Source organism: Dryocola clanedunensis (assembly GCF_038405435.1).
Lineage (GTDB): Bacteria > Pseudomonadota > Gammaproteobacteria > Enterobacterales > Enterobacteriaceae > Dryocola > Dryocola clanedunensis_A.
In genome coordinates, this window is record NZ_JBBYHZ010000002.1 from 483,817 (window position 1) to 502,689 (window position 18,873).

General features: G+C 57.3%; 19 protein-coding genes. 8 read left to right on the top strand and 11 right to left on the bottom strand.

What is annotated here, in order from left to right; all coding sequences use genetic code 11:
• Positions 1-40: 40 nt before the first annotated feature.
• The 7 genes from AAE045_RS06230 to AAE045_RS06260 form a co-directional block, all read right to left on the bottom strand.
• Positions 41-1,162, bottom strand: a complete 1,122-nt coding sequence (locus tag AAE045_RS06230) for an amidohydrolase (RefSeq protein ID WP_455547174.1) — start codon at positions 1,160-1,162, stop codon at positions 41-43.
• A gap of 25 nt (positions 1,163-1,187) precedes the next feature.
• A complete protein-coding gene (locus AAE045_RS06235) occupies positions 1,188-2,219 on the bottom strand; it encodes an MsnO8 family LLM class oxidoreductase (protein WP_455546959.1) in 1,032 nt (343 codons plus the stop codon).
• A 143-nt stretch (positions 2,220-2,362) separates the two neighbouring features.
• Positions 2,363-3,628, bottom strand: coding sequence for a type II toxin-antitoxin system HipA family toxin (locus AAE045_RS06240; RefSeq protein WP_455546960.1), 1,266 nt, complete (start codon positions 3,626-3,628; stop codon positions 2,363-2,365).
• Between the two features lie 7 nt (positions 3,629-3,635).
• A complete protein-coding gene (locus AAE045_RS06245; protein WP_455546961.1) occupies positions 3,636-3,962 on the bottom strand; it encodes a helix-turn-helix domain-containing protein in 327 nt (108 codons plus the stop codon).
• A gap of 184 nt (positions 3,963-4,146) precedes the next feature.
• The gene (tsr, locus tag AAE045_RS06250; protein ID WP_455546962.1) at positions 4,147-5,817 is read right to left on the bottom strand and encodes a methyl-accepting chemotaxis protein; all 1,671 of its coding nucleotides are present in this window, start codon (positions 5,815-5,817) and stop codon (positions 4,147-4,149) included.
• A gap of 87 nt (positions 5,818-5,904) precedes the next feature.
• Positions 5,905-6,420, bottom strand: coding sequence for a PadR family transcriptional regulator (locus AAE045_RS06255; protein ID WP_455546963.1), 516 nt, complete (start codon positions 6,418-6,420; stop codon positions 5,905-5,907).
• Positions 6,421-6,430: 10 nt separating this feature from the next.
• On the bottom strand, positions 6,431-7,195 hold the full coding sequence (locus AAE045_RS06260) for a siderophore-interacting protein (RefSeq protein ID WP_455546964.1): 765 nt from the start codon (positions 7,193-7,195) through the stop codon (positions 6,431-6,433).
• A 272-nt stretch (positions 7,196-7,467) separates the two neighbouring features.
• Between AAE045_RS06260 and AAE045_RS06265 the strand changes: the two genes are divergently transcribed.
• Positions 7,468-7,683, top strand: a complete 216-nt coding sequence (locus tag AAE045_RS06265; protein ID WP_455428149.1) for a YdcH family protein — start codon at positions 7,468-7,470, stop codon at positions 7,681-7,683.
• A gap of 271 nt (positions 7,684-7,954) precedes the next feature.
• The gene (locus AAE045_RS06270) at positions 7,955-8,113 is read left to right on the top strand and encodes a hypothetical protein (protein ID WP_455546965.1); all 159 of its coding nucleotides are present in this window, start codon (positions 7,955-7,957) and stop codon (positions 8,111-8,113) included.
• A 94-nt stretch (positions 8,114-8,207) separates the two neighbouring features.
• Here AAE045_RS06270 and yqfB read toward each other — a convergent pair whose 3' ends face one another.
• Together yqfB and AAE045_RS06280 are read right to left on the bottom strand one after the other, a co-directional pair.
• Entirely contained in the window at positions 8,208-8,519 is a 312-nt protein-coding gene (gene yqfB / locus AAE045_RS06275) for a N(4)-acetylcytidine aminohydrolase (protein WP_455546966.1), read from the bottom strand.
• A gap of 48 nt (positions 8,520-8,567) precedes the next feature.
• Entirely contained in the window at positions 8,568-9,770 is a 1,203-nt protein-coding gene (locus AAE045_RS06280; RefSeq protein ID WP_455546967.1) for an NAD(P)/FAD-dependent oxidoreductase, read from the bottom strand.
• A 177-nt stretch (positions 9,771-9,947) separates the two neighbouring features.
• On the opposite strand from AAE045_RS06280, the gene AAE045_RS06285 reads away from it, so the two are divergent.
• Positions 9,948-10,454 (top strand): RrF2 family transcriptional regulator, encoded by a 507-nt coding sequence (locus tag AAE045_RS06285; protein WP_455546968.1) that lies wholly within the window; start codon positions 9,948-9,950, stop codon positions 10,452-10,454.
• Positions 10,455-10,677: 223 nt separating this feature from the next.
• Here AAE045_RS06285 and AAE045_RS06290 read toward each other — a convergent pair whose 3' ends face one another.
• Entirely contained in the window at positions 10,678-11,337 is a 660-nt protein-coding gene (locus tag AAE045_RS06290; RefSeq protein WP_455546969.1) for a GntR family transcriptional regulator, read from the bottom strand.
• A 178-nt stretch (positions 11,338-11,515) separates the two neighbouring features.
• On the opposite strand from AAE045_RS06290, the gene AAE045_RS06295 reads away from it, so the two are divergent.
• From AAE045_RS06295 to AAE045_RS06315, 5 genes are read left to right on the top strand one after another with little or no spacing between them, the layout of a single operon-like run.
• Complete coding sequence (locus tag AAE045_RS06295) at positions 11,516-13,009, top strand: ABC transporter substrate-binding protein (RefSeq protein WP_455546970.1); 1,494 nt, start codon at positions 11,516-11,518, stop codon at positions 13,007-13,009.
• On the top strand, positions 13,006-13,866 hold the full coding sequence (locus AAE045_RS06300; protein WP_455546971.1) for an ABC transporter permease: 861 nt from the start codon (positions 13,006-13,008) through the stop codon (positions 13,864-13,866). The genes AAE045_RS06295 and AAE045_RS06300 overlap by 4 nt, the downstream gene beginning before the upstream one ends.
• A gap of 1 nt (position 13,867) precedes the next feature.
• Entirely contained in the window at positions 13,868-14,782 is a 915-nt protein-coding gene (locus AAE045_RS06305; RefSeq protein WP_455546972.1) for an ABC transporter permease, read from the top strand.
• Positions 14,779-16,113, top strand: a complete 1,335-nt coding sequence (locus tag AAE045_RS06310; protein ID WP_455546973.1) for a M20/M25/M40 family metallo-hydrolase — start codon at positions 14,779-14,781, stop codon at positions 16,111-16,113. The genes AAE045_RS06305 and AAE045_RS06310 overlap by 4 nt, the downstream gene beginning before the upstream one ends.
• Before the next feature lie 20 nt (positions 16,114-16,133).
• Complete coding sequence (locus AAE045_RS06315) at positions 16,134-17,120, top strand: ornithine cyclodeaminase family protein (RefSeq protein ID WP_455547175.1); 987 nt, start codon at positions 16,134-16,136, stop codon at positions 17,118-17,120.
• Here AAE045_RS06315 and AAE045_RS06320 read toward each other — a convergent pair.
• Positions 17,094-18,731, bottom strand: coding sequence for a dipeptide ABC transporter ATP-binding protein (locus AAE045_RS06320; protein WP_455546974.1), 1,638 nt, complete (start codon positions 18,729-18,731; stop codon positions 17,094-17,096). The two genes, AAE045_RS06315 and AAE045_RS06320, sit on opposite strands and share 27 nt — an antisense overlap.
• Between the last annotated feature and the right edge of the window lie 142 nt (positions 18,732-18,873).

The following is an 18,873-nucleotide window of genomic DNA, read 5'->3' on the forward strand; positions in this document are numbered from 1 at the left end:
TCATCCTCATGGTCAGACATGATAAAGGTCGTGGGGGTAATTAGTTTTCGATCAGCGCCTGTTCAGCCAGCGAGGCGAAATAGCGCGCGGCTCCTTCTATCAGCGCTTCGTCAGGGTTAAATGCCGGGTGGTGCAGGCCAAATTCGCTGGCGCTGCCGATGCTGACAAACGCGCCGGGTATGGTTTTCAGGTAGACGGCGAAATCCTCCCCGCCCATATGTACGTCCGCCGTTTGCGTGCTGTAGCCGGTGTCCTGCGCCACGCGGGTGGCGAACGCGGCCCATTTTTCATCGTTTACTAACGTTGTCGGCCCGGCATACCACTCCACTTCGATCTGCGCGCCGAACGCGGTGGCGAACCCTTCCGCCAGCTCGCGGATACGCTTCTCCACCTGCCGCTGGATAGGGGGCTGATGCGTGCGCACCGTTCCTTCCAGCTCTACCGACTCCGGCAGCACGTTCCAGGTGTTACCCCCCTGAATCCGCGTCACGCTCACCACAACTGACTCCAGCGTGCTGATATTGCGGCTGGCGATGGATTGCAGGGCCGTGACCAGCTGGCCTGCCAGCAAAATGGCGTCGTTGCCTTCGTGCGGTCGGGCCGCATGTGCGCCTTTGCCCCTCACGCGGATCACAAAGCGATCGACGTTGGCATAAAACGCTCCGCCTCGGGTGGCAAACGTGCCCACCGGCAGGCCGGGTTCGTTATGCATACCAAAAATAGCGCTGACGCCCTCCAGCGCACCGGCTTTGATCACTGCTTTTGCGCCGGTAAAGTTCTCCTCTGCTGGCTGAAAGATGATCCTCACCCTGCCCGGCAGCTGTTTTTCGTGCTCTTTGAGCAGCAGCGCGGCGCCCAGCATTACGCTGCTGTGTACGTCATGCCCGCAGGCGTGCATGACGCCCGGGTTACCGGAGCTGAAATCTACGCCGCTGGATTCTTCGATGGGCAGCGCGTCAATATCCGCCCGCAGCGCGATAACCTTTTCGCCTTTTCCTACCTCCGCCACAACTCCCGTACTTAGCGGATACTGCGGAAGCCGCAGCCCCGCGCCTGCCAGCCAATGACGCAGGCGGGCCGTCGTTTCGACCTCCTGGCCCGAAAGCTCCGGGTGCTGGTGCAGCTCGCGCCGCCAGTTAATAAGCTGCTGTCTGAAGGTCAATGTCACGTCTGTCACCTGTTTCCCCTTATCCGGCTTCATGTACGGCAACAGGTTCTGCATCTGCCGGATACGGCATACCTGCCGCCAGCAGGCGCAGCGAAAGCGTGCGGGCATGCGCTTCGGCAACCGGCGTGTCGATAATAAATTCATCGATAGCGTATTGTTTTTGCAGGGCGGCCAGCCCGGCATGGACCGTTTCAGCGGTGCCCTTCAGCAGCGAGGGTTCACGTCTTACCAGGTTTTTGATCGGGCTTCCGGCCTGGCGTGCAAAAGATTGCGCCTGACCCTCGCTGCCGACCGAGACGCGCTGCCCGTTTTCAAGCTCCACGCCCCAGATTTCCACCTGGCCTGCCAGCTCATCGGCCTCCTGCGCCGTACCGGCGACGATGACCTGCACCGCGACCAGCGTCTCGCGCTGGCTGTGCCTGCGCCAGGTAGTGAGAACCTCATCCAGCAGCGTCCTGTCGCCGTTAAGGTGCGCAGCAAAGACAAAATCCCAGTCCAGCTGGGCGGCCAGCAAGGCGCTTTCACGGCTTGCACCCAACAGAAAGCGGTTTGCTCCCCGCTGCGGAACAGGCGTGGCACGCAGCGCGTTTTCATCGTCATCGGCAGCGGCGGGCAAAGAGAGCCAGTTATCGAGCTGGGCCAGCTGGTCGGCAAAGGTGCCTTTCTCATCCTGATGCAGGCCGGTCTGCAAGGCGCGGGTGGAGAGCGGCAGCCCACCCGGCGCTTTCCCGATGCCAAGGTCGACCCGGCCAGGGGCAATGGAGGCCAGCAGGTTGAAATTTTCTGCGACTTTGTAAGGGCTGTAGTGTTGCAGCATCACCCCGCCGGAGCCGACGCGAATATGGCGCGTCTGCCCGAGGATCCAGGCAATCACCAGCTCCGGCGAAGGGCTGGCCAGCCGGGACGTATTGTGATGCTCGGCGATCCAGAAACGGTGATAACCCCAGTTTTCCGCATGCTGTGCGAGGCTGAGCGTACGCCTTAGCGCCTCCTCAGATGTTTCATTGACGGCAACCGGGCTTTTATCCAGCAGGCTGATTCGATAGGACATATCACGCACTCGATTTACTTAACATGCGTTCATTAATAGAGCGTCGCGCGGCCGCTGAGAAACAATTTATTTACATTTGGATAGTTGGAAAACGGGAAAGGATAACCGGAAAATAAGTGAGGGAATGGGCATTCCCCCGACGTTTACTTTTGCAGAGCGTTCAGATTCTGGTTAATGCGTCCTTCAAAGAACAGGATTTCTTTACGAGGTATGATATCTGCGAACGCATCGGCCACGCGGACAAAAGCTACGGCGATATCTGCCACTTCGTCAATAATGCTCTTCATTGTGTTAGCAGGTATCCCGGCGCTTTCACCTGCTTTTACCATCATCGATCTGGTGATGTTCCTGCCATAGCCCATCACTGCGGTCTGATGCTCGCCGCCCGGACCGTCCTGGAAGGTAAGATCGTAGGCAGGAGAGACTTCCCATTCGTCTTCTGCATTCAGGATGAATGAAAAATTCTTGGCGTGGTCGTCCCTGTTGTTCATCAAAACGTTAAACACCATCCGACGGGCCTGTATCTCTTTTTCAGCTGCGCTCCTTGTTATCAGGCTTGTCGCTTTTAATACCTGGCTGTAGTCGAGGCTGGGCAGACGAAAATCGGCATGCAGCGCCCCGGCCATACTCATTACCGGGATGCGCAGCTCACCCTGCCGGTCGAAACGGTGTACGCCAAAAGCGGCCAGACCATCCGACAGGGGAAAATACTGGCTTTCTGGAAAGGCTATACCTGCTTGTCGCGCCATACGGGCATAGACTTCCTCCATGGCACAGACCCAACTCTCTTCCAGGGCTGAGGGAAATTTTACAAGCCATGCCTCGCTACCGGAAAATGGCGTCGTGCCCATTTCTCCCGAGCCCGGATTGTAATTCACCACAGCCTTGGGTCTGGCCCCGTGCGGGGAACCTCCCAGTCTAACCAGCTCCCGTAAAGCTTCAGAATCCTGTCCGGTAACCTCTTCGCGCACCTGTTGAGCCAGATCCAGCAGGTTATGAATATTGTATTCATCCTGCTGGTTGTCCGGCAGCGACATCAACGGGCGGTAGGTCAGAGCACCCATGGTGTTCTCGCCCAGCAGGGCCAGTCGGTCGAGTACGCTGACCCTTGCCGGTTCCAGCTGGTTACGGCGAAGCAGGCGATCGGTCAGCAAACGTCCCCAGCCGTCCGGCAGTGAATCGGCTACAAATCCAGGCAGCCTGTCCTGGTGCCTTTCGAAGTCGGCATACGTTTCAGTGCTGAGGGGCACCTGTAAGGGAGAAAGCTCAATGCCCCGCTCCAGCGCCTCGGCGGTATACTCAAACAGCCAGTGGCCGCGAACCGTGCCCTCTACCAGGCGGCCAACAATCCACTCTTCCCCCCAGCCACGGTAAACAATCTCAAGACTACGCAGCGGTTGATAGATCATCTGATGGTTACTCCTTAACCTGTTTTTTACTACGGGAGCTGGGCCTGGCACGCAGACGAGAGGGCTGCTGTAATTTCTCTATCTGGGCGATAGTCAGCGGCTGCGGCACAAATAGCGTCTGCAACTCCTTCTCCAGCCGCAGGGCAAACACGACTTTCATAAAGTTTTCCAGCGACCCCAGCCCCTGGTTTTCCAGTTTTTTAAGAGCGGAGACTGAAATTCCGGCATTTTCGGCCAATTTTTTTTGCAGTAGATTTCGCCGAAGACGATGCTCGCGTAGCCGATTGCCGAGCTCGGCAAGTAACTCATTTTCGGTATACAGGATTAGCGCCACCGGTGAACCTTATAGATCAATAGACAGGGATTGGTATTGTTTAGAGTATAGCACGCTGGTGGGTAAGTTAAAAAATAAGAGCTTTATTTAAAGCCCTTAACGCCATTATTTGAAGTTAAGAGACTCAAATAAAGCTCTTAATTTAAAACCCCTCTCCTTGCGGAGAAGGGTTGCGGGGAGCAAATCAGAAGGTTTCCCAGTTCTCATCGGTGGCTGCCGTTTTCACCAGTTTGCGGGGTGCAGCGGAAGCGGCCGGAAGCTTAGGGGTTTTTAGTTCGGCGCCTTCGCCTGCCGCATTGTGGGTGATGCGGAACACGGAAACGGCCTGGGTCAGACGGCTGGCCTGCTCTTCCAGCGCGGCGGCAGCGGCGGCGGACTCTTCCACCAGCGCGGCGTTCTGCTGGGTCACGCGGTCCATTTCGGATACCGCAAGGCCGACCTGGTCGATACCCCGGCTTTGCTCGTCGGAGGCGGAGGCGATTTCGCCCATGATATCGGTCACGCGGGTGACGGCATTCACGATTTCATCCATCGTTTCACCGGCACTTTCTACCAGCGTGGAACCGGTATCCACCTTGCTGACGGAATCCTCAATCAGGCCCTTAATCTCTTTCGCGGCCTGAGCGCTGCGCTGGGCAAGATTACGCACTTCCCCTGCTACCACGGCGAAACCACGCCCCTGCTCGCCTGCGCGGGCAGCTTCAACCGCCGCGTTCAGGGCCAGGATATTGGTCTGGAAGGCAATGCCGTCGATCACGCTGGTAATATCGGCGATCTTCTTGGAGCTGCCGGCGATATCATTCATGGTGCGCACCACGTTATCAACCACTTTTCCGCCGCGCTGGGCCGTTTCCGAGGCGCTCAGAGCAAGCTGGCTCGCCTGGCGTGCGTTTTCGGCGTTCTGCTTAACGGTGGCCGTCAGCTCTTCCATGCTGGCCGCCGTCTCTTCAAGAGAAGCAGCCTGCTCTTCGGTACGGGAAGAGAGATCGTTATTACCAATGGAGATTTCGCTCGCGCCGCTGTAAATGGCGTTGGCGCCGTTACGCACGTCGCTCACCGTGCTGACCAGCTCGGCCTGCATGTTCCGCAGGCTGTCCGCCAGCTGGCCCATCTCGTTGGTGCCTTCCACTTCAATTCTGCGTACCAGATCGCCACCGGCGATATGGCGGATGCTGACGATCAGGCTGGTCAGCGGTGCGATCAGCGTCTTCTGGATGCCCAGCCAGACGATCACAATCACCACCAGCACGGCGAGCAGAATGGCAATCAGCAGCCAGATGGCCAGATTATAGGAGCTGCTGTTGTCCTCTACGGCCAGCTGGTAGAGACGATCGTTCTGTTCGAGATAGCTGACGTACTGCTGCTCGAAGCCGTCCTGATATTTCTGCGTTGGCTGGTCGAAGAACTCGTTTATCTTCCCCGCTCCAAGCAGCTGAATCAGCTCCGCCAGCGCACCGTGGTAGATATCGTAGTTGCGCTTGATTTCAGCGATAGCCTGTTCGCTTTGACGAGGATCGCGCGGCAGGGCTGCATAAGCCGCCCACTGCTCTTCGGCACGCTTCAGGGAGGTGCTGGCGATTTGCATCAGCTCAGGGACGGTAGAGCCGCTGCCGGTGTTGGTGGTATCCATCATGTAGCGGATCCCGGCGCGGTTGAGGGTGTTACGGGTTTGCAGCAGAGCAACCCAGCTGCCGTTCAGCGTGGACTGCTGCTGACGAATGGTTTGCAGGACGGTGAAGTTTTCCTTGTCGTTTTTCAGGGCGTTAAAGAACAGCCCGCCGGAGGTTAATTGCAGAATCCCGAACAATGCCAGCACAATCAGCAGGCTGGTGACAACTTTTATACGATTTAACATGCTTTCCCGATCTCATTCCAAAAGATGCATTGGGTTTCGGCATATTGAAGCAAAACTTTATGCTTAATCGTCTGCTGACTGGTATGACTAGCTGCGTTCGATGTCTTTTGCCGCCCGATCCAGGGTGTCGATAATCTGATAAACCGTCTCCTGGGAGAGGTCGCCCTTGCCGAGACGGGTATTCAGCGCCATTTTAAAGTTGTGGATTGCCCGCTGCATTTCAGGAATGCGGCGGTTATCCCCCAGCACGCCCAGCGACGCCAGGCGCTGAATGACCTGCTCAACTTCCTGCTGTTGCTGTCCGAGAAACGTGCTCCCTTCCTGGGTCAGCGACCAGACTTTCTTGCCTCCTGACTCTGCCGTGGCGCAGATCGCGCCCATCTCTTCAAGCAGCGTCAGGTTTGGATAGATAATGCCCGGGCTGGGGACATATTCCCCTTTCGCCATCGCCTCAATAGTTTTGATTAGCTCATAGCCGTGCGCGCTATTACCGGCAAGGCAGTGCAGGATCAGCAGGCGAATATCCTGAGCATCAAAGAGCTTTTCACGGCGGTGCCGCGCCTTTCCTTCCGGGCCGCCGTGGCCGTCGTTGTGGATCCGCATTTGCTCTCCCTTATTTACTGTGCCAGTAGGCAACGGCGCGAACGTAATCGCCGTCAAGATTGCGGGAGGTTACCAGCTCGTCGCTCATACGCTTCACGTCGGCGCCTTCACCGGTTATCCAGATGAAGTAATCTTCCGCCGGGATAGCCAGCGTTTTTAGTCGTTCAGCAAGGGAAGCCTCGTTAAGCCATTCCACAGCGGCATGGCTGAATTCGTTCAGATACGGCTGGGTGTCGCCGTGATGGCTGTTCACCAGAACCTGAACGGTCACGTTATCGGGCAGCGACTGCAGGCGGCGGCGCACGGCTGGCAGCCCGCTTTCGTCGCAGACGTAGAGCTGATAAGCATAGTCCGTTGGGATCACCAGCGATCCGCGCGGCCCGCCAATCATCAGCGTGTCGCCTGCTTTGGCCTCCGCTGCCCAGCCGCTGGCCACACCGCCGTCATGAATATAGAAGTCGATGGTCAGCTCACCGGCGGCGGCGTCAAAAGCCAGCGGCGTATAGTCGCGGGAAAGCGGGCGCGGTCCGTCTCCCCAGACGATGCCCTCTTCGGTAATTGCAGGCATCTGCAGCTCACCGTTTTCAGCCGGGAAAAAGACCTTGATATGGTCATCGAAACCGTGGGAGGCAAAACCGCTCAGCTGCTCGCTGGTGAACACAATTCGCCAGAAGCAGCCCGCCACGGCCTGCTTGCTTTTCACCACCAGCTTACGAAACTTAAGCTCATTCTTGACGCGTTTTGGTAATTTTTGTTTGTTCTGTTGAGAAGTCATAGCCTGCTCCGTTGGTTCATTAAGATATATCATAGCTATGTTTTAACACGTCAGGACAGATCCTGTCTTTGACAATATGCGGCACTAATTCCGGCGACGTTACAGGGCGATGCAAGCCAGGCCCGCAATGCGCTACCCCGATCGCAAATTGACAAACCCATACGATTCTACGCTTCCCTTTGGCTCCGTCTCGCCTCTACACTGGCGCTGGCAGCTAAGACTTATGCCCGGTAATACTCCATCCACCGACAAACGTCCCAGGGAGGTCAGATATGTTTCCAGAATATCGCGAGCTTATCACCGAGTTAAAATCCGCCAATCCACGCTTCCTCAGCCTGTTCGACAAACACAATAAGCTAGATGATGAAATCCTGCGCAGGGAGGGCCCGCAGGGTAACGGCTACTGCGAGAAGGTCATGCAGTTGAAAAAAGAGAAGCTGCGGCTCAAAGACGAGCTCTATCAGATGCTAAAACAAGCCAGCCGGTAGTTTCTCCTCGGGAAGGGGCTGCCCCCCTTCCTTATCCATTTTCAGACAAAACTGTTTTTATTGATGTTTATTAGTCGCTTGGAGGAAATAACGAGGGTGATTTCCTTATTTAGGAATTTGAAGATATAGAAATGATGCGAACTGATGGTTACTATACGTACGCCAGATTAGTGCCGGTCCCATGAATATATTCTCTTTGGGCACGGCTTTTATCTTTAAATTTCTTATTCCGCTATCTCTTATTGAATAAGATGATGTGCATGTAAGCAGAGTGTTAATGGTGCTGAAGTTTTTTCTTAAACTCGTTTTATTAGCGGCCTTTATTATTTCGCCGTTTTTTGCTCCCCATGCCTCCATGGCGCATATGAGCGAGCAGCAGTCCCAGAGCGGCCAGCTGGCGCAGGCTAGCCATTTCCAGCAGGCAAGGTAACCGCCGGAAGATGGGGCAGCCCGCAATACAGGCTGCCCATTCCTGAGCACGCTGCCAGCTATTAACCGGCGGTGCGTTTCCGGGACTTCGTATTTTATTGTATCAGCGTGAAAGAAATAACGTACAGCTCGTTCAGCCCAGGATATATTTCGCCAATCACCTGCTTTAACTGCGGCAGCGTCATATTTTCCTGGCGGGCATGTTCATCGGTCAGCTCATCCAGTTTTACCGGCAGCACGCTTTTTACCTCAATTGTGCAAAAGTAAACGTTATCCTCGTAGCGCCCTACCCGAAGCCGCTGTCCCGACTGAAAGTGGGATTCAGCCTCATCGCGCAGGGTGATGGTCTTTCGTCCGGCGACAATGTCGGCTTCGAAACGCGCAAAGAAGGTAATATCGTTGTTCATGACGGGCATCCTGAAGAATCTGAAGCAAGACGCCCATCATACCTTTGCTCAGACAAACGCTGCCAGCGGATCTGCGGTTTCAAACGCAATCTTGCGATCCGCCTTCGGCGGGTATATAAGCTCGCTGGTGATCGAAAGCTTAAGCTTCTTCGCTTCCGCACGCGTCAGCTTCACTTCCTGCTCCCACCCTTCGGTATAGACCGCACCCCAGCCGCCCAGATCCAGACAGGTCACGTAGTTTACCTGGCGATAGGTCAGCGGTTCGACGCCCAGCAGAGAAGCCGCGGCGTTATGCCCGACAAAGCGGCCCAGCATGATCGCATGCTGGCAGGTCATCAGCGCCACGTTGCCCTTATCGTCCGTTGCCGCACGGGCAACGTCCCCGGTGGCGAAAATTGCGTCATAGCCCGGAACCTGGAGGAATTCGTTAACGTGCAGGCGGCCCTGAGCGTCACGTTCCGCGGAGATTTGCTGCGTCAGCTCGTTAGCCTGTACGCCCACCGTCCAGATGACCGTATTTGACTCAATGACTTCGCCGTCCGCCAGCACAATACCCTGCCCGTTCACTTCCGCAATCTCCGCGCCCAGACGCCACTCAACGCCCAGCTCGTCGCTGGCTTCACGAATCACTTCGCGCAGCTCTTCGCTCCAGCGGCCGCCAATCACATTTCCACGCTCAATGACAATCACGCGCGGCGTACTGCCTTCACCCAGAATCTGGCGCAGACGGTGCGGCAGCTCGGTGGCAACCTCAATCCCAGTAAAGCCGCCGCCGCAGACGATGACGGTATTACGCGCCCCGGTCTCAGGCTGCTCGCCGAGCTGGCTGATATGTTGTTCAAGACGCAGCGCGCTCTCAAGCTGATCGAGATCGAAGGCGTGCTTTGCAGCCCCTTTTACTAAATCGCGGCGAAGGTGGCTGCCGGTTGCCAGCACCAGGCGATCGTAATGTTCAGGCGTGCTTTCGTTTTTAGCGTTGCGGTACCAGACGCATTGACCTTCGGCATCGATGCGCTGAGCCTCACCCTGCACAAACTTCACGCCGGTGGCCTCAAACAGCGGCAGCAGCGGAGAAACCAGGGTTTCCACCTTCTCTTCATAGAAGCGTGGGCGAACGCGCAGCTCCGGCTGGGGAGCAAGCACCACAATTTCGATATCGCTGCGCTCGTGCATCGCCGCTAAACGAGCGGCGCTGAGCGCGGCCCACATGCCTGCGAAACCGGCGCCGAGAATAAGGATCTTTTGTTTCATTGGATCTTCCTTTACGAAATGAAGCCGACTCCGGCTGGTGACTACGACTATACTTGTCGCAGTTGACTCCGACAAGTTCTTTCGTAGTTAATTTTTATCTCGCTTCAGACATGCCTTTTCATTGCATGCGGGAGAAGATATGCCTACATTACTCGGATTGATCACGGTGGGGGTTTTATGGCTTTTTACAGCGCGGGCGTGGAATACGGCATTCACAGCCTGGTGTGTATGGTGGACAGCAAAGGGAACGGCGTGGAGATGAGCGTGCGTGAAATCGCTGAGCTTCAGGGCGTGCCCTACGACTATCTCGCCAAAATCTTCACCAAACTTTCAAAGGCCGGGCTGGTCGTCAGCAGCGAAGGCAAAGGCGGCGGTTTTACCCTGGCTCGTCTGCCGGAGCAGATAAGCGTGCTGGACATCGTGGGGGCGATAGACGGCCCTAAAGCGATCTTCGACTGCAAAGAAATCCGCCAGCGCATGGCGGTCTTTGATGAGTCCCCGCCCGCCTGGGCCTGTGAGGGTATCTGCGGTATCCGCGCTGTGATGAACACCGCCCAGCAGCGGATGGAAGAAGCCCTGTCGCAGCACACGATTCTGGATCTGGCCCGCCGCGTCTACCGCAAAGCGCCGGATGAGTTTGTGGTAGAGGTGCAGGAGTGGATCCGGGATAAGCGCAGCCAGTGACCTTTTAGTTAAGTAGCGCTTAAATGGATTTAATAATTAATAGTAGCTTAATCAGATAAAGGATAAATAATCTGCTGCTTATTTACCCTGCCACATCGATATGTCATATCTGGCTATATTCATGTACAAAATGGCCTTCTCTGCGCACCAATAATATTCTTCCGGGCGGAATAAAGGCCACTTTTTTGCTACGGATTTCGTCGTTGATGACGGTTGCTCATCGTCAGCGGAAATATTGATTCATCAAAATCGTTGCGCCGTCATCAATAGATTTCAGAATCGCTTTTACGCAGCGATTGACATCTTTTCCCGCCAGTCCTTCCAGTAAATCATCATAATTATGGTGCCCCTGCGCCGTCTCTTCCGACTGCGGGTACAAATAGTTAAAACATGGGCCAATGCGCACCCAGAGCTGCTCGATGAGAACCGACAGCGTCGGCATCTGCGCATACTCGTAGAGCTGAAAACGGAACGTGCGGTTGGCCTGTAACGCCTGTTCTACGCTGGACGAAAGTTTTGCCGTCCGGAAATGATCGTAGAGCTGGTGCAGCCTCTCAAGCTTATCTGCATCCATTAAGCGCACGGCTTCCGTCACCGCCATAACTTCCAGGCTCTTACGGATGGTGGTAATTTCCTGATAGCGGCTCAACGAGATCTCCGGCACAAGAAACGCCTGCGCCGGGGTAGCGTCCAGCGCACCGGAAGAGACCAGACGTAATAATGCTTCCCTGACGGGAGTAATACTGGTGCCCAGCTGCTCAGCAATATCTTTGGTCACAAGCCGGGCGCCGGGCTTCAGTGCCCCGACAATAAGCGCACTTTTTAACCGGGCTTCTACCTGCAGAGTTAAACTCATTCTTTGCGCTTTTTCCAAATCGAACATGTTTATTTCCTATAGCAAAAAAACTATTTTGTATTTGTTTTTGCGAAACTGGTTTGTCATAAAGGGCAACTCTAAGATACAGGATGATTTTGCCCTTATCATTTTAATAATCAGCACGATTTTTATGTTAACTTTCCATCAGTTTATAAACGCCAATAACGTACAGGATTGACTATAAATGAATCGATCGGGCCTGAAATTTACCACGCTGGCTGTCCTTTTAGCTTTATCCTCTTCGGTTAGTTATGCAAGTGAACTCACTATTGCCCAGCCTGCCTCCGCCACGGCTATGGATCCGGGCTTTCTGAAAGAGGCGGCCACGCTGGTCGATAACATCTTCGATACGTTGATCCTGCGCGACAGCGCGATGCAGCTCCAGCCGGGCCTTGCCACCTCCTGGAAAGCGCTCGATGACACCACCTGGCAGTTCGACCTCCGCAAGGGCGTAAACTTCACCAACGGCGAGCCGGTTAACGCGGCGGCGGTGAAGTTCTCCATCGACCGTATTCTCGATCCGGCGAACCACGCGCCGACCATATCTTATATCCGAACCATTAAATCTGTTGAAGTATCTGGCGACTATCAGGTACGTATCCACACGGATGGCCCGGACCCGCTTTTGCCCACCCGCATGAGTCGCTACCCGACATACATCGTCCCGCCTGTCTATCTAAGTAAAGTCGGTGCTGCGGAATTTGCACGAAAACCTGTCGGCAGCGGCGCATATACATTAAAAGAATTTATACCAGATGAGCGGGTTGTGATGCAGGCCAACCCGGATTACTGGCGCGGCAAACCGGCAATCGACACCGTCACCTGGCGCCCCATTCCCGAAGCCACGGCCCGTATTACCGCCCTGCTGACCGGTGAAGTCCAGCTGGTTGACAGCGTGCCGGCCGACCTGGTTACCGCGCTGAAAAACAAGCCCGGCATCCACCTGGAGCAGGTCAAAGGCGGCGGCCTGACGATTTATCTGGGCCTGAAAAATGATGAAAAACCGCTGAATGACGTGCGCGTACGGCAGGCGCTCTCTTTAGCGCTGAACCGTCAGGCCTATACCAGCCAGCTGCTGCACGGATTTGGTACGCCAACCGGTACCATGGCGGGGGCAAAAGATTTCGGCTATCTGAACGTTCCGGCCCCGGCGCAGGACGTCGCCAAAGCCAAAGCGCTGCTGAAGGAAGCCGGTTACCCGGACGGATTTACTCTTAAATTCCAGGCTCCCCGCCGCTATATCGCCAGCGCCGAAGTGGGCCAGGCGATCGTACAGGATCTGGCGGCAATCGGCGTGAAGGCCCAGCTCGAAGTGCCTGAATGGTCGGTTTACACCCAGCAGGTGGCATCAGGCAAGCAGGCAGATATGTACATGCTGGCGTGGGGATCAACACAGACGCTGGACGCCGACGCCGCGCTGTATCCTATTCTCCATTCCGGTGAACCGTACTCTACGGTCAGCTCACCCGAGCTGGATAAGCTTCTTAACGCCAGCCGCAGCACCGTAGACAGCAAAAAGCGCGAACAGCTGCTGCAGCAAATCCAGCAGGAAGTAGCGAAAGAGCAGCCGCTGATCCCGCTGTACCGTGAGGATTCGCTTTACGCAAACGGCGACAGCGTGACGTTTAAAGGCCGTGCCGACGCGCGTATTCCGCTGTTTGACCTGAGAGTGAAATGATCTTCCCGACTAAATCGCTGACCCGCCGTCCCCGGAAGCGCTTTTCCGGCGACGGTATCGTTGGAGGGGCACTGCTGGCGATAGTCATACTCGCCGCGCTGATTTCCCCCTGGCTGCCCCTTCCCGACCCGTTAACCAACAGCCTGGCGGAGATGTTCCAGCCGCCGGGTACTGCTACGGCTGGCGCGACTCACTGGCTGGGGACCGACCAGCTGGGGCGGGATCTGCTTTCCCGCATTCTCTCCGGCACAAGGCTGTCGCTGATGGTTGTCCTGCTGGCAGCGGCGATTGCCGCCGTCATCGGGACGCTGCTGGGGATGGTCGCCGGCTACGTTGGCGGCTGGGTGGATGCCACCATCATGCGCCTGATGGATATTCAGCTCGCCGTGCCGTTTATTCTGCTGATTCTGCTGGTGATGGCGCTGTTTGGCACCACGCTTGAAAACATCATAATTATCATGGGCGTCACAAGCTGGGCGATTTACGCCCGCGTCGCGCGCGCCAAAACGCTGGAAATTCGTGAGCTGGAATATATCGAGGCCGTTCGCGGCATGGGGTTTTCCACCCCGCGGATTCTGCTGCGCCACGTCCTTCCCAACCTGGCCACGCCGCTTATCGTCCTGCTGACGCTCGATATCCCCCGGCTGATTGTTCTGGAAGCCTCAATTGGCTTTCTGGGCATGGGCATTCAGCCGCCAACGCCAACCCTCGGCAACCTGATCGGCGAGGGCCGCTCGTACATGCTGCTGGCCCAGTGGCTGGTGCTTTACCCCGGGCTGGTGATCGCCGCGCTGGTTATCGGCTGCAACCTGCTTGGCGACAGCCTGCTGCGCAAAACCCACACGAGGCTCGACTGATATGCTGCGCTATATTCTCTCGCGCCTCGGGCAGTCCGTGCTGGTCATGTTCGGCGTCTCTTTGCTGATTTTTTATAGCCTGCACCTCACCGGCGACCCGGCTGCGGTCATGATGCCGCCCGGCTCGAGCCAGGCAGAGATTGACCACTTCCGCCAGGCGATGGGCTTCGACAGGCCGCTGCTGTGGCAGTATGGCCACTACCTGAATGCGGTTCTGCACGGCGACCTTGGCCAGTCACTGCGTTACGACCAGCCGGTTACGGAGCTCATCGCCCAGCGCGTACCGGCTACCCTGCTGCTGGCCGTGACTGCGCTGGCATGGAGCACGATTGTTGGCCTGTTGCTCGGGCTGGTCAGCGCCATCTGGCGCAACAGCTTCTGGGATCTGCTGGCGCGTTTGCTTGCCTTCAGCGGCCAGGCGATACCGGTGTTCTGGCTCGGTCTGCTGATGATTTTACTCTTCAGCCTGCAGCTGCGCTGGCTGCCTTCCAGCGGCTACGGCAGCGCCAGCCAGCTGATCATGCCTGCCGTCAGCCTCGGCGCTTATTATATGAGCGCAATTGCCCGCCTGGTCCGCGCAAGCCTGATTGATGTGCTACACCTGGATTATATCCGCACCGCACAGGCCAGGGGGCTGAGCCAGTGGCGCATCCTGATCCGCCACGGACTGCGCAACGCGCTGATACCGGTAGTAACCGTACAGGGCATGTATTTCGCCTCGCTGCTGGGCGGCGCGCTGGTCACCGAAATTATTTTTGCCTGGCCGGGCATCGGACGTCTGGCGGTGCAGGCCATTCAGAATCGCGACTTCCCGCTGGTGCAGGCGATCGTCCTGCTGGCAGCGCTGGTTTTTGTAATGGTTAACTTACTGATTGATTTGCTGTATGTCGTGCTGAACCCGAGGATCAGGTTATGACTCAACTTGACGCTACGCTTGCCCTGCTCCGGCAGCTCACGCCTTTTGAGAGCGTGGCGGGCAATCTGCCCCAACAACAAACCCTGGCTGAGTGGCTGGAAGAGTGGCTGGTCCACGAAGTGGATGCGCGGGTGATTTACCCGGTGCAGCTGCAGCTGGGGGAAGATGCCCCGCCGCTGGTTCATGTCCGCATTGATATCGGCGCGCCCGAAACCGTCGTGCTGTACAACATGTATGATGTCATGCCCGCCACCTCTGAAGGCTGGGACGCCGATCCCTTCGTCGGTGATATTGCACACTGGCCGGATAAGGGCGATGTGTTTATCGCCCGTGGCGCAGAGAATAACAAAGGCCCGCTGGCCGGCATGCTCATGGTCGTCCGGGATCTTTACCATTCAGGCCATCTGCATACCAACATAGAAATCCTGCTTGAGGGCGAAGAAGAGACCGGCAGCGGCCATCTGCGTCGCTATCTTGCCCGTACGCCGTGCCCTGTCGACCCTGCTGCGGCGGTGCTGTTCCCTTCCCTTTGTGAATACGGCGGCGGCGCCCCGCGTCTTTACCTGGGCTTTACCGGCATGAGCGCGGGAAGGCTGAGCGTCAAAGGCGGAAGCTGGGGCGGGCCAACGGCGGCGATTCATGCCAGCAATGCGGCGTGGATCGCAAACCCCGTCTGGCGGCTGGTGCAGGCTCTTGGCACTATTGCCCCCGCTCAGGCCAACGGCGTGCTGCAAACCCAGTCGCTGGATGAAGAGGCAGGCCAGCTGCTGGACGAGCTGGCCCAGACGTTTAACCTGCAGGATGAGCTGCGCTTCAGGCGCAGCGAAAAGCTGGTGGTGGCGGGCGATACGTACAGCAGCCTCGCCTGGCTTCTTGGCAGCGCCGTGCTGAACATCTCTGACATCAGCAGCAGCCCGCAGGGGGGACGCGGGGTGATCCCCTGGCAGGCCAGCGCTGAATTTGCGCTGCGTACCCCGCCCGGCATTGACGCCGGGGCCCTGCTTAACCGTATTCGTCATCAGCTGCAAAATCCGGCGCTGGAAGGCGTTGAGCTGTTGCTGGACGACAGCTATCCCGGACACCGCTTCAGCCTGCACGACGCCGGGGTGCTGGAGCTGATGACCAGCTACCACCAGCAGCAGGCCCGACCGCAAATCTGGCCCTGGGCACCCGGCTGCGCCCCCGCCTACGCCTTTGCCCCCGTCGCCCCCGCCTTCCTGATTGGCGGGCTTGGCGAAGGCGGCAACGCCCACGGCATCAACGAATTCGTGACGCTGCGAGGATTAGCGCGGTATCAGCAGTCAATTCGCGACTGGCTTCTGGCTTTTTAAAGGGAAATATCATGTCCGCACTGCGCTACTTAACGTGTTCCCAGGTTGCCGCACTGGGGGGGAACGATCCGCTCAGCGCATTTGATGACGTTATCGAGACCGTAAAGCTGCTGCACAGCGGCGAGGCCAGCATGCCCGCTGAAACGCATGTGGATCTCACCTCGCCGCAGGGAAAGGTTTATTCCCTGCCTGCAACAGTCGGGGGGCGCTTTAACGCGGCCGGAGTGAAGTGGACGGCCCACAGGCCGCTGGCAAGGGACGGCTATCCGATGGCGATGGCCATGACGCTGTTAAACCGGGCGGACAGCGGCCTGCCCGTAGCGATAATGCAAAGCGGATCCCTGACGGCTACCCGCACAGCGGCAGTCTCCGCTCTGGCGTTACGCTATGCCAGCCCGCAGCCGCCGCGGCGTATTTTATTGCTGGGAGCAGGCGTGCAGGCAGCAGCTCATCTGAAGATGCTTACGGCCCAGTTCCCGGAGCTTGAAAAAGTTTACTGCTGGAACCGCACGCCCTCACATCTTGAGGCCATGCTCGAGCGGGCCGAAACGCTGCCCTGGCAAACAGAGAAGCTAACCAGCATCGAACATGCCCTCGCCCAGCCCTGGGATGCACTTATCACCTGCACCAGCGCCAGCCAGCCGTTCATCGGCCAGCAGTTTATCCAGCCGGGGCGAATGGTGATGCAGATTGGCTACCATGAAGTGAGCTTTGAGGCGATTGCCCGCGCAGACAAAGTGGTGGTGGACGGCTGGGGAGATTATTGCAACACCAGCGCCAAAAGCCTGTTCCAGATGTACCGGGCGGGTGAGTTCGTGAAGGATCGCGTGGCGGCAGATTTAGCTGACCTGGTGGTAGGCAACTGGCGCGCCAGCCCGACGGACAGCGTCTATTTTTCTTCGTTTGGGCTGAACGTGTTTGATATCGCCCTTGCCGCCCGCGTGGCGCAGGAGGCAGAGCGACAGGACGTCGGTACTGCGTTACCGCTGGAGTTCGCTCTTTCGTAGCAGCAGCGCCTGTCTGATATCGGGCGCCGCAGCCAGAAGCTGGCGGGTATACTCGTGGTCCGGACTTTCCAGAAGCCGTGCCGTGTCACCCGTCTCGACTACCTTACCCCGGTACAGCACCACCACGCGGTCACAGACCTGGCGCACGGCGCCCAGATCGTGGCTGATAAACAGCACGGTTAAACCGAGCTTGTGACGCAGGGCTGCAAGCAGCGCCAGAATTTGCCCGCGCACGGAGAGATCCAGCGCCGAAACCGCTTCGTCTGCCACCAGTAAATCCGGCTCCAGCGCTAACGCCCGGGCGATAGCGATACGCTGACGCTGGCCGCCGGAAAACGCCGCGGGCATGCGTGTCGCGAAGGCTGCATCAAGGCCAACCAGCTCAAGCAGCTCCGCTACACGCGCCGGAATTTGCGAAGCAGGCCGCAGTTTATGCACCCGCAGCGGTTCGGCGATCTGCTCGCCGACGGTCATTTTCGGATCGAGACTGGCGTAGGGATCCTGAAAGATAATTTGCGCCCTGCGCCGCATTTGCTGCAGCTCGCGCGAACTCGCACGCGATAAATTTAGCCCGTCGAACATCACCGTGCCGCTGTCCACTGCAAGCATACCGGTCGCCGTGCGGCCCAGCGTGGTTTTACCGGAACCCGACTCCCCAATAAGGCCGACGATTTCCCCCCGGCCAATGTCCAGCGTGGTTGAATGAAGCACCGCAGCCCGCTTTGGGGCAGCAAACGGCAGCGGTGAAGTGACAGGGTAACTTTTAGTGACCTGCGCCAGGTGAACCAGCGGCGTGCTGGCACGGCTGCTCCTGTCGAGCGGCATAATTACGGCTTCAGAGGCGGCGATTAGCCTGCGGGTATAATCCGCCTGCGGGCTGCCCAGCAAAACCGGCACCTCTCCCTGCTCAATAATGTTGCCCTGGTGCATGACGTACGCACGGTCTGCGTAGCGCGCCACCACGCTAAGGTCGTGGGTGATAAATAACACGCCCATTCCCATATCGCGCTGAAGCTCCTGCAGAAGCGCCAGAATCTGCGCCTGAATTGTTACGTCCAGCGCGGTCGTTGGCTCGTCGGCGATCAGCAGCGAGGGCTGGCAGCAGATGGCGCTGGCAATCATTACCCTCTGGCGCATCCCGCCGGACAGCTGGTGGATATACTGCTTTGCACGCGCGGCAGGATCGACAATGCCCACCCGGTCCAGCAAAACCACCGCCTCACGGTGGGCCTGCTTCCAGCCCATATTCCGGTGGCGAACCAGCACTTCGGCAATTTGCTCGCCCACCTTCAGCACCGGATTCATGCTGCTCATCGGCTCCTGAAAAATCATCCCGATTTGCCTGCCGCGCAGGCCTTTTACAAAGGGTTTTCCAGGGGTTGCCACAACATCGTCGTTAAAACAAACCTCTCCGCCCGTTTGCCGGACACCCTCAGGCAGCAGGCCCATTACCGCGAGCGAACTCAGGGTTTTACCCGACCCTGACTCACCGACCAGCGCAACGATTTCGCCCTTTTCAACGGCAAACGAAATGCCCTTTACCAGCGGAGAGTCATCGGACGTTGAAATCGCCAGTGAATTAACGGTTAGCAGAGATGGCTGGCCAGACATAAGCTTCCTGAGGCAGAGAAAACAAGGAGTTCCGAGACTATAAGATCGCGCCGTGGGGAACAAGATGAAATGCTGTTACCTTATTCATTTGTTTTATCGATAGATCGCTACTTATACTTTGCCTGTTTATCACCAGAATGAA

What these genes read in the sequence shown, in the direction of transcription:
- AAE045_RS06235 (WP_455546959.1), bottom strand. Translation starts at nt 2,219, where the DNA reads ATGTCCTATCGAATCAGCCTGCTGGATAAAAGCCCGGTTGCCGTCAAT.
- AAE045_RS06240 (WP_455546960.1), bottom strand. Translation starts at nt 3,628, where the DNA reads ATGATCTATCAACCGCTGCGTAGTCTTGAGATTGTTTACCGTGGCTGG.
- tsr (WP_455546962.1), bottom strand. Translation starts at nt 5,817, where the DNA reads ATGTTAAATCGTATAAAAGTTGTCACCAGCCTGCTGATTGTGCTGGCA.
- AAE045_RS06255 (WP_455546963.1), bottom strand. Translation starts at nt 6,420, where the DNA reads ATGCGGATCCACAACGACGGCCACGGCGGCCCGGAAGGAAAGGCGCGG.
- AAE045_RS06260 (WP_455546964.1), bottom strand. Translation starts at nt 7,195, where the DNA reads ATGACTTCTCAACAGAACAAACAAAAATTACCAAAACGCGTCAAGAAT.
- AAE045_RS06265 (WP_455428149.1), top strand. Translation starts at nt 7,468, where the DNA reads ATGTTTCCAGAATATCGCGAGCTTATCACCGAGTTAAAATCCGCCAAT.
- yqfB (WP_455546966.1), bottom strand. Translation starts at nt 8,519, where the DNA reads ATGAACAACGATATTACCTTCTTTGCGCGTTTCGAAGCCGACATTGTC.
- AAE045_RS06280 (WP_455546967.1), bottom strand. Translation starts at nt 9,770, where the DNA reads ATGAAACAAAAGATCCTTATTCTCGGCGCCGGTTTCGCAGGCATGTGG.
- AAE045_RS06285 (WP_455546968.1), top strand. Translation starts at nt 9,948, where the DNA reads ATGGCTTTTTACAGCGCGGGCGTGGAATACGGCATTCACAGCCTGGTG.
- AAE045_RS06290 (WP_455546969.1), bottom strand. Translation starts at nt 11,337, where the DNA reads ATGTTCGATTTGGAAAAAGCGCAAAGAATGAGTTTAACTCTGCAGGTA.
- AAE045_RS06295 (WP_455546970.1), top strand. Translation starts at nt 11,516, where the DNA reads ATGAATCGATCGGGCCTGAAATTTACCACGCTGGCTGTCCTTTTAGCT.
- AAE045_RS06300 (WP_455546971.1), top strand. Translation starts at nt 13,006, where the DNA reads ATGATCTTCCCGACTAAATCGCTGACCCGCCGTCCCCGGAAGCGCTTT.
- AAE045_RS06305 (WP_455546972.1), top strand. Translation starts at nt 13,868, where the DNA reads ATGCTGCGCTATATTCTCTCGCGCCTCGGGCAGTCCGTGCTGGTCATG.
- AAE045_RS06310 (WP_455546973.1), top strand. Translation starts at nt 14,779, where the DNA reads ATGACTCAACTTGACGCTACGCTTGCCCTGCTCCGGCAGCTCACGCCT.
- AAE045_RS06320 (WP_455546974.1), bottom strand. Translation starts at nt 18,731, where the DNA reads ATGTCTGGCCAGCCATCTCTGCTAACCGTTAATTCACTGGCGATTTCA.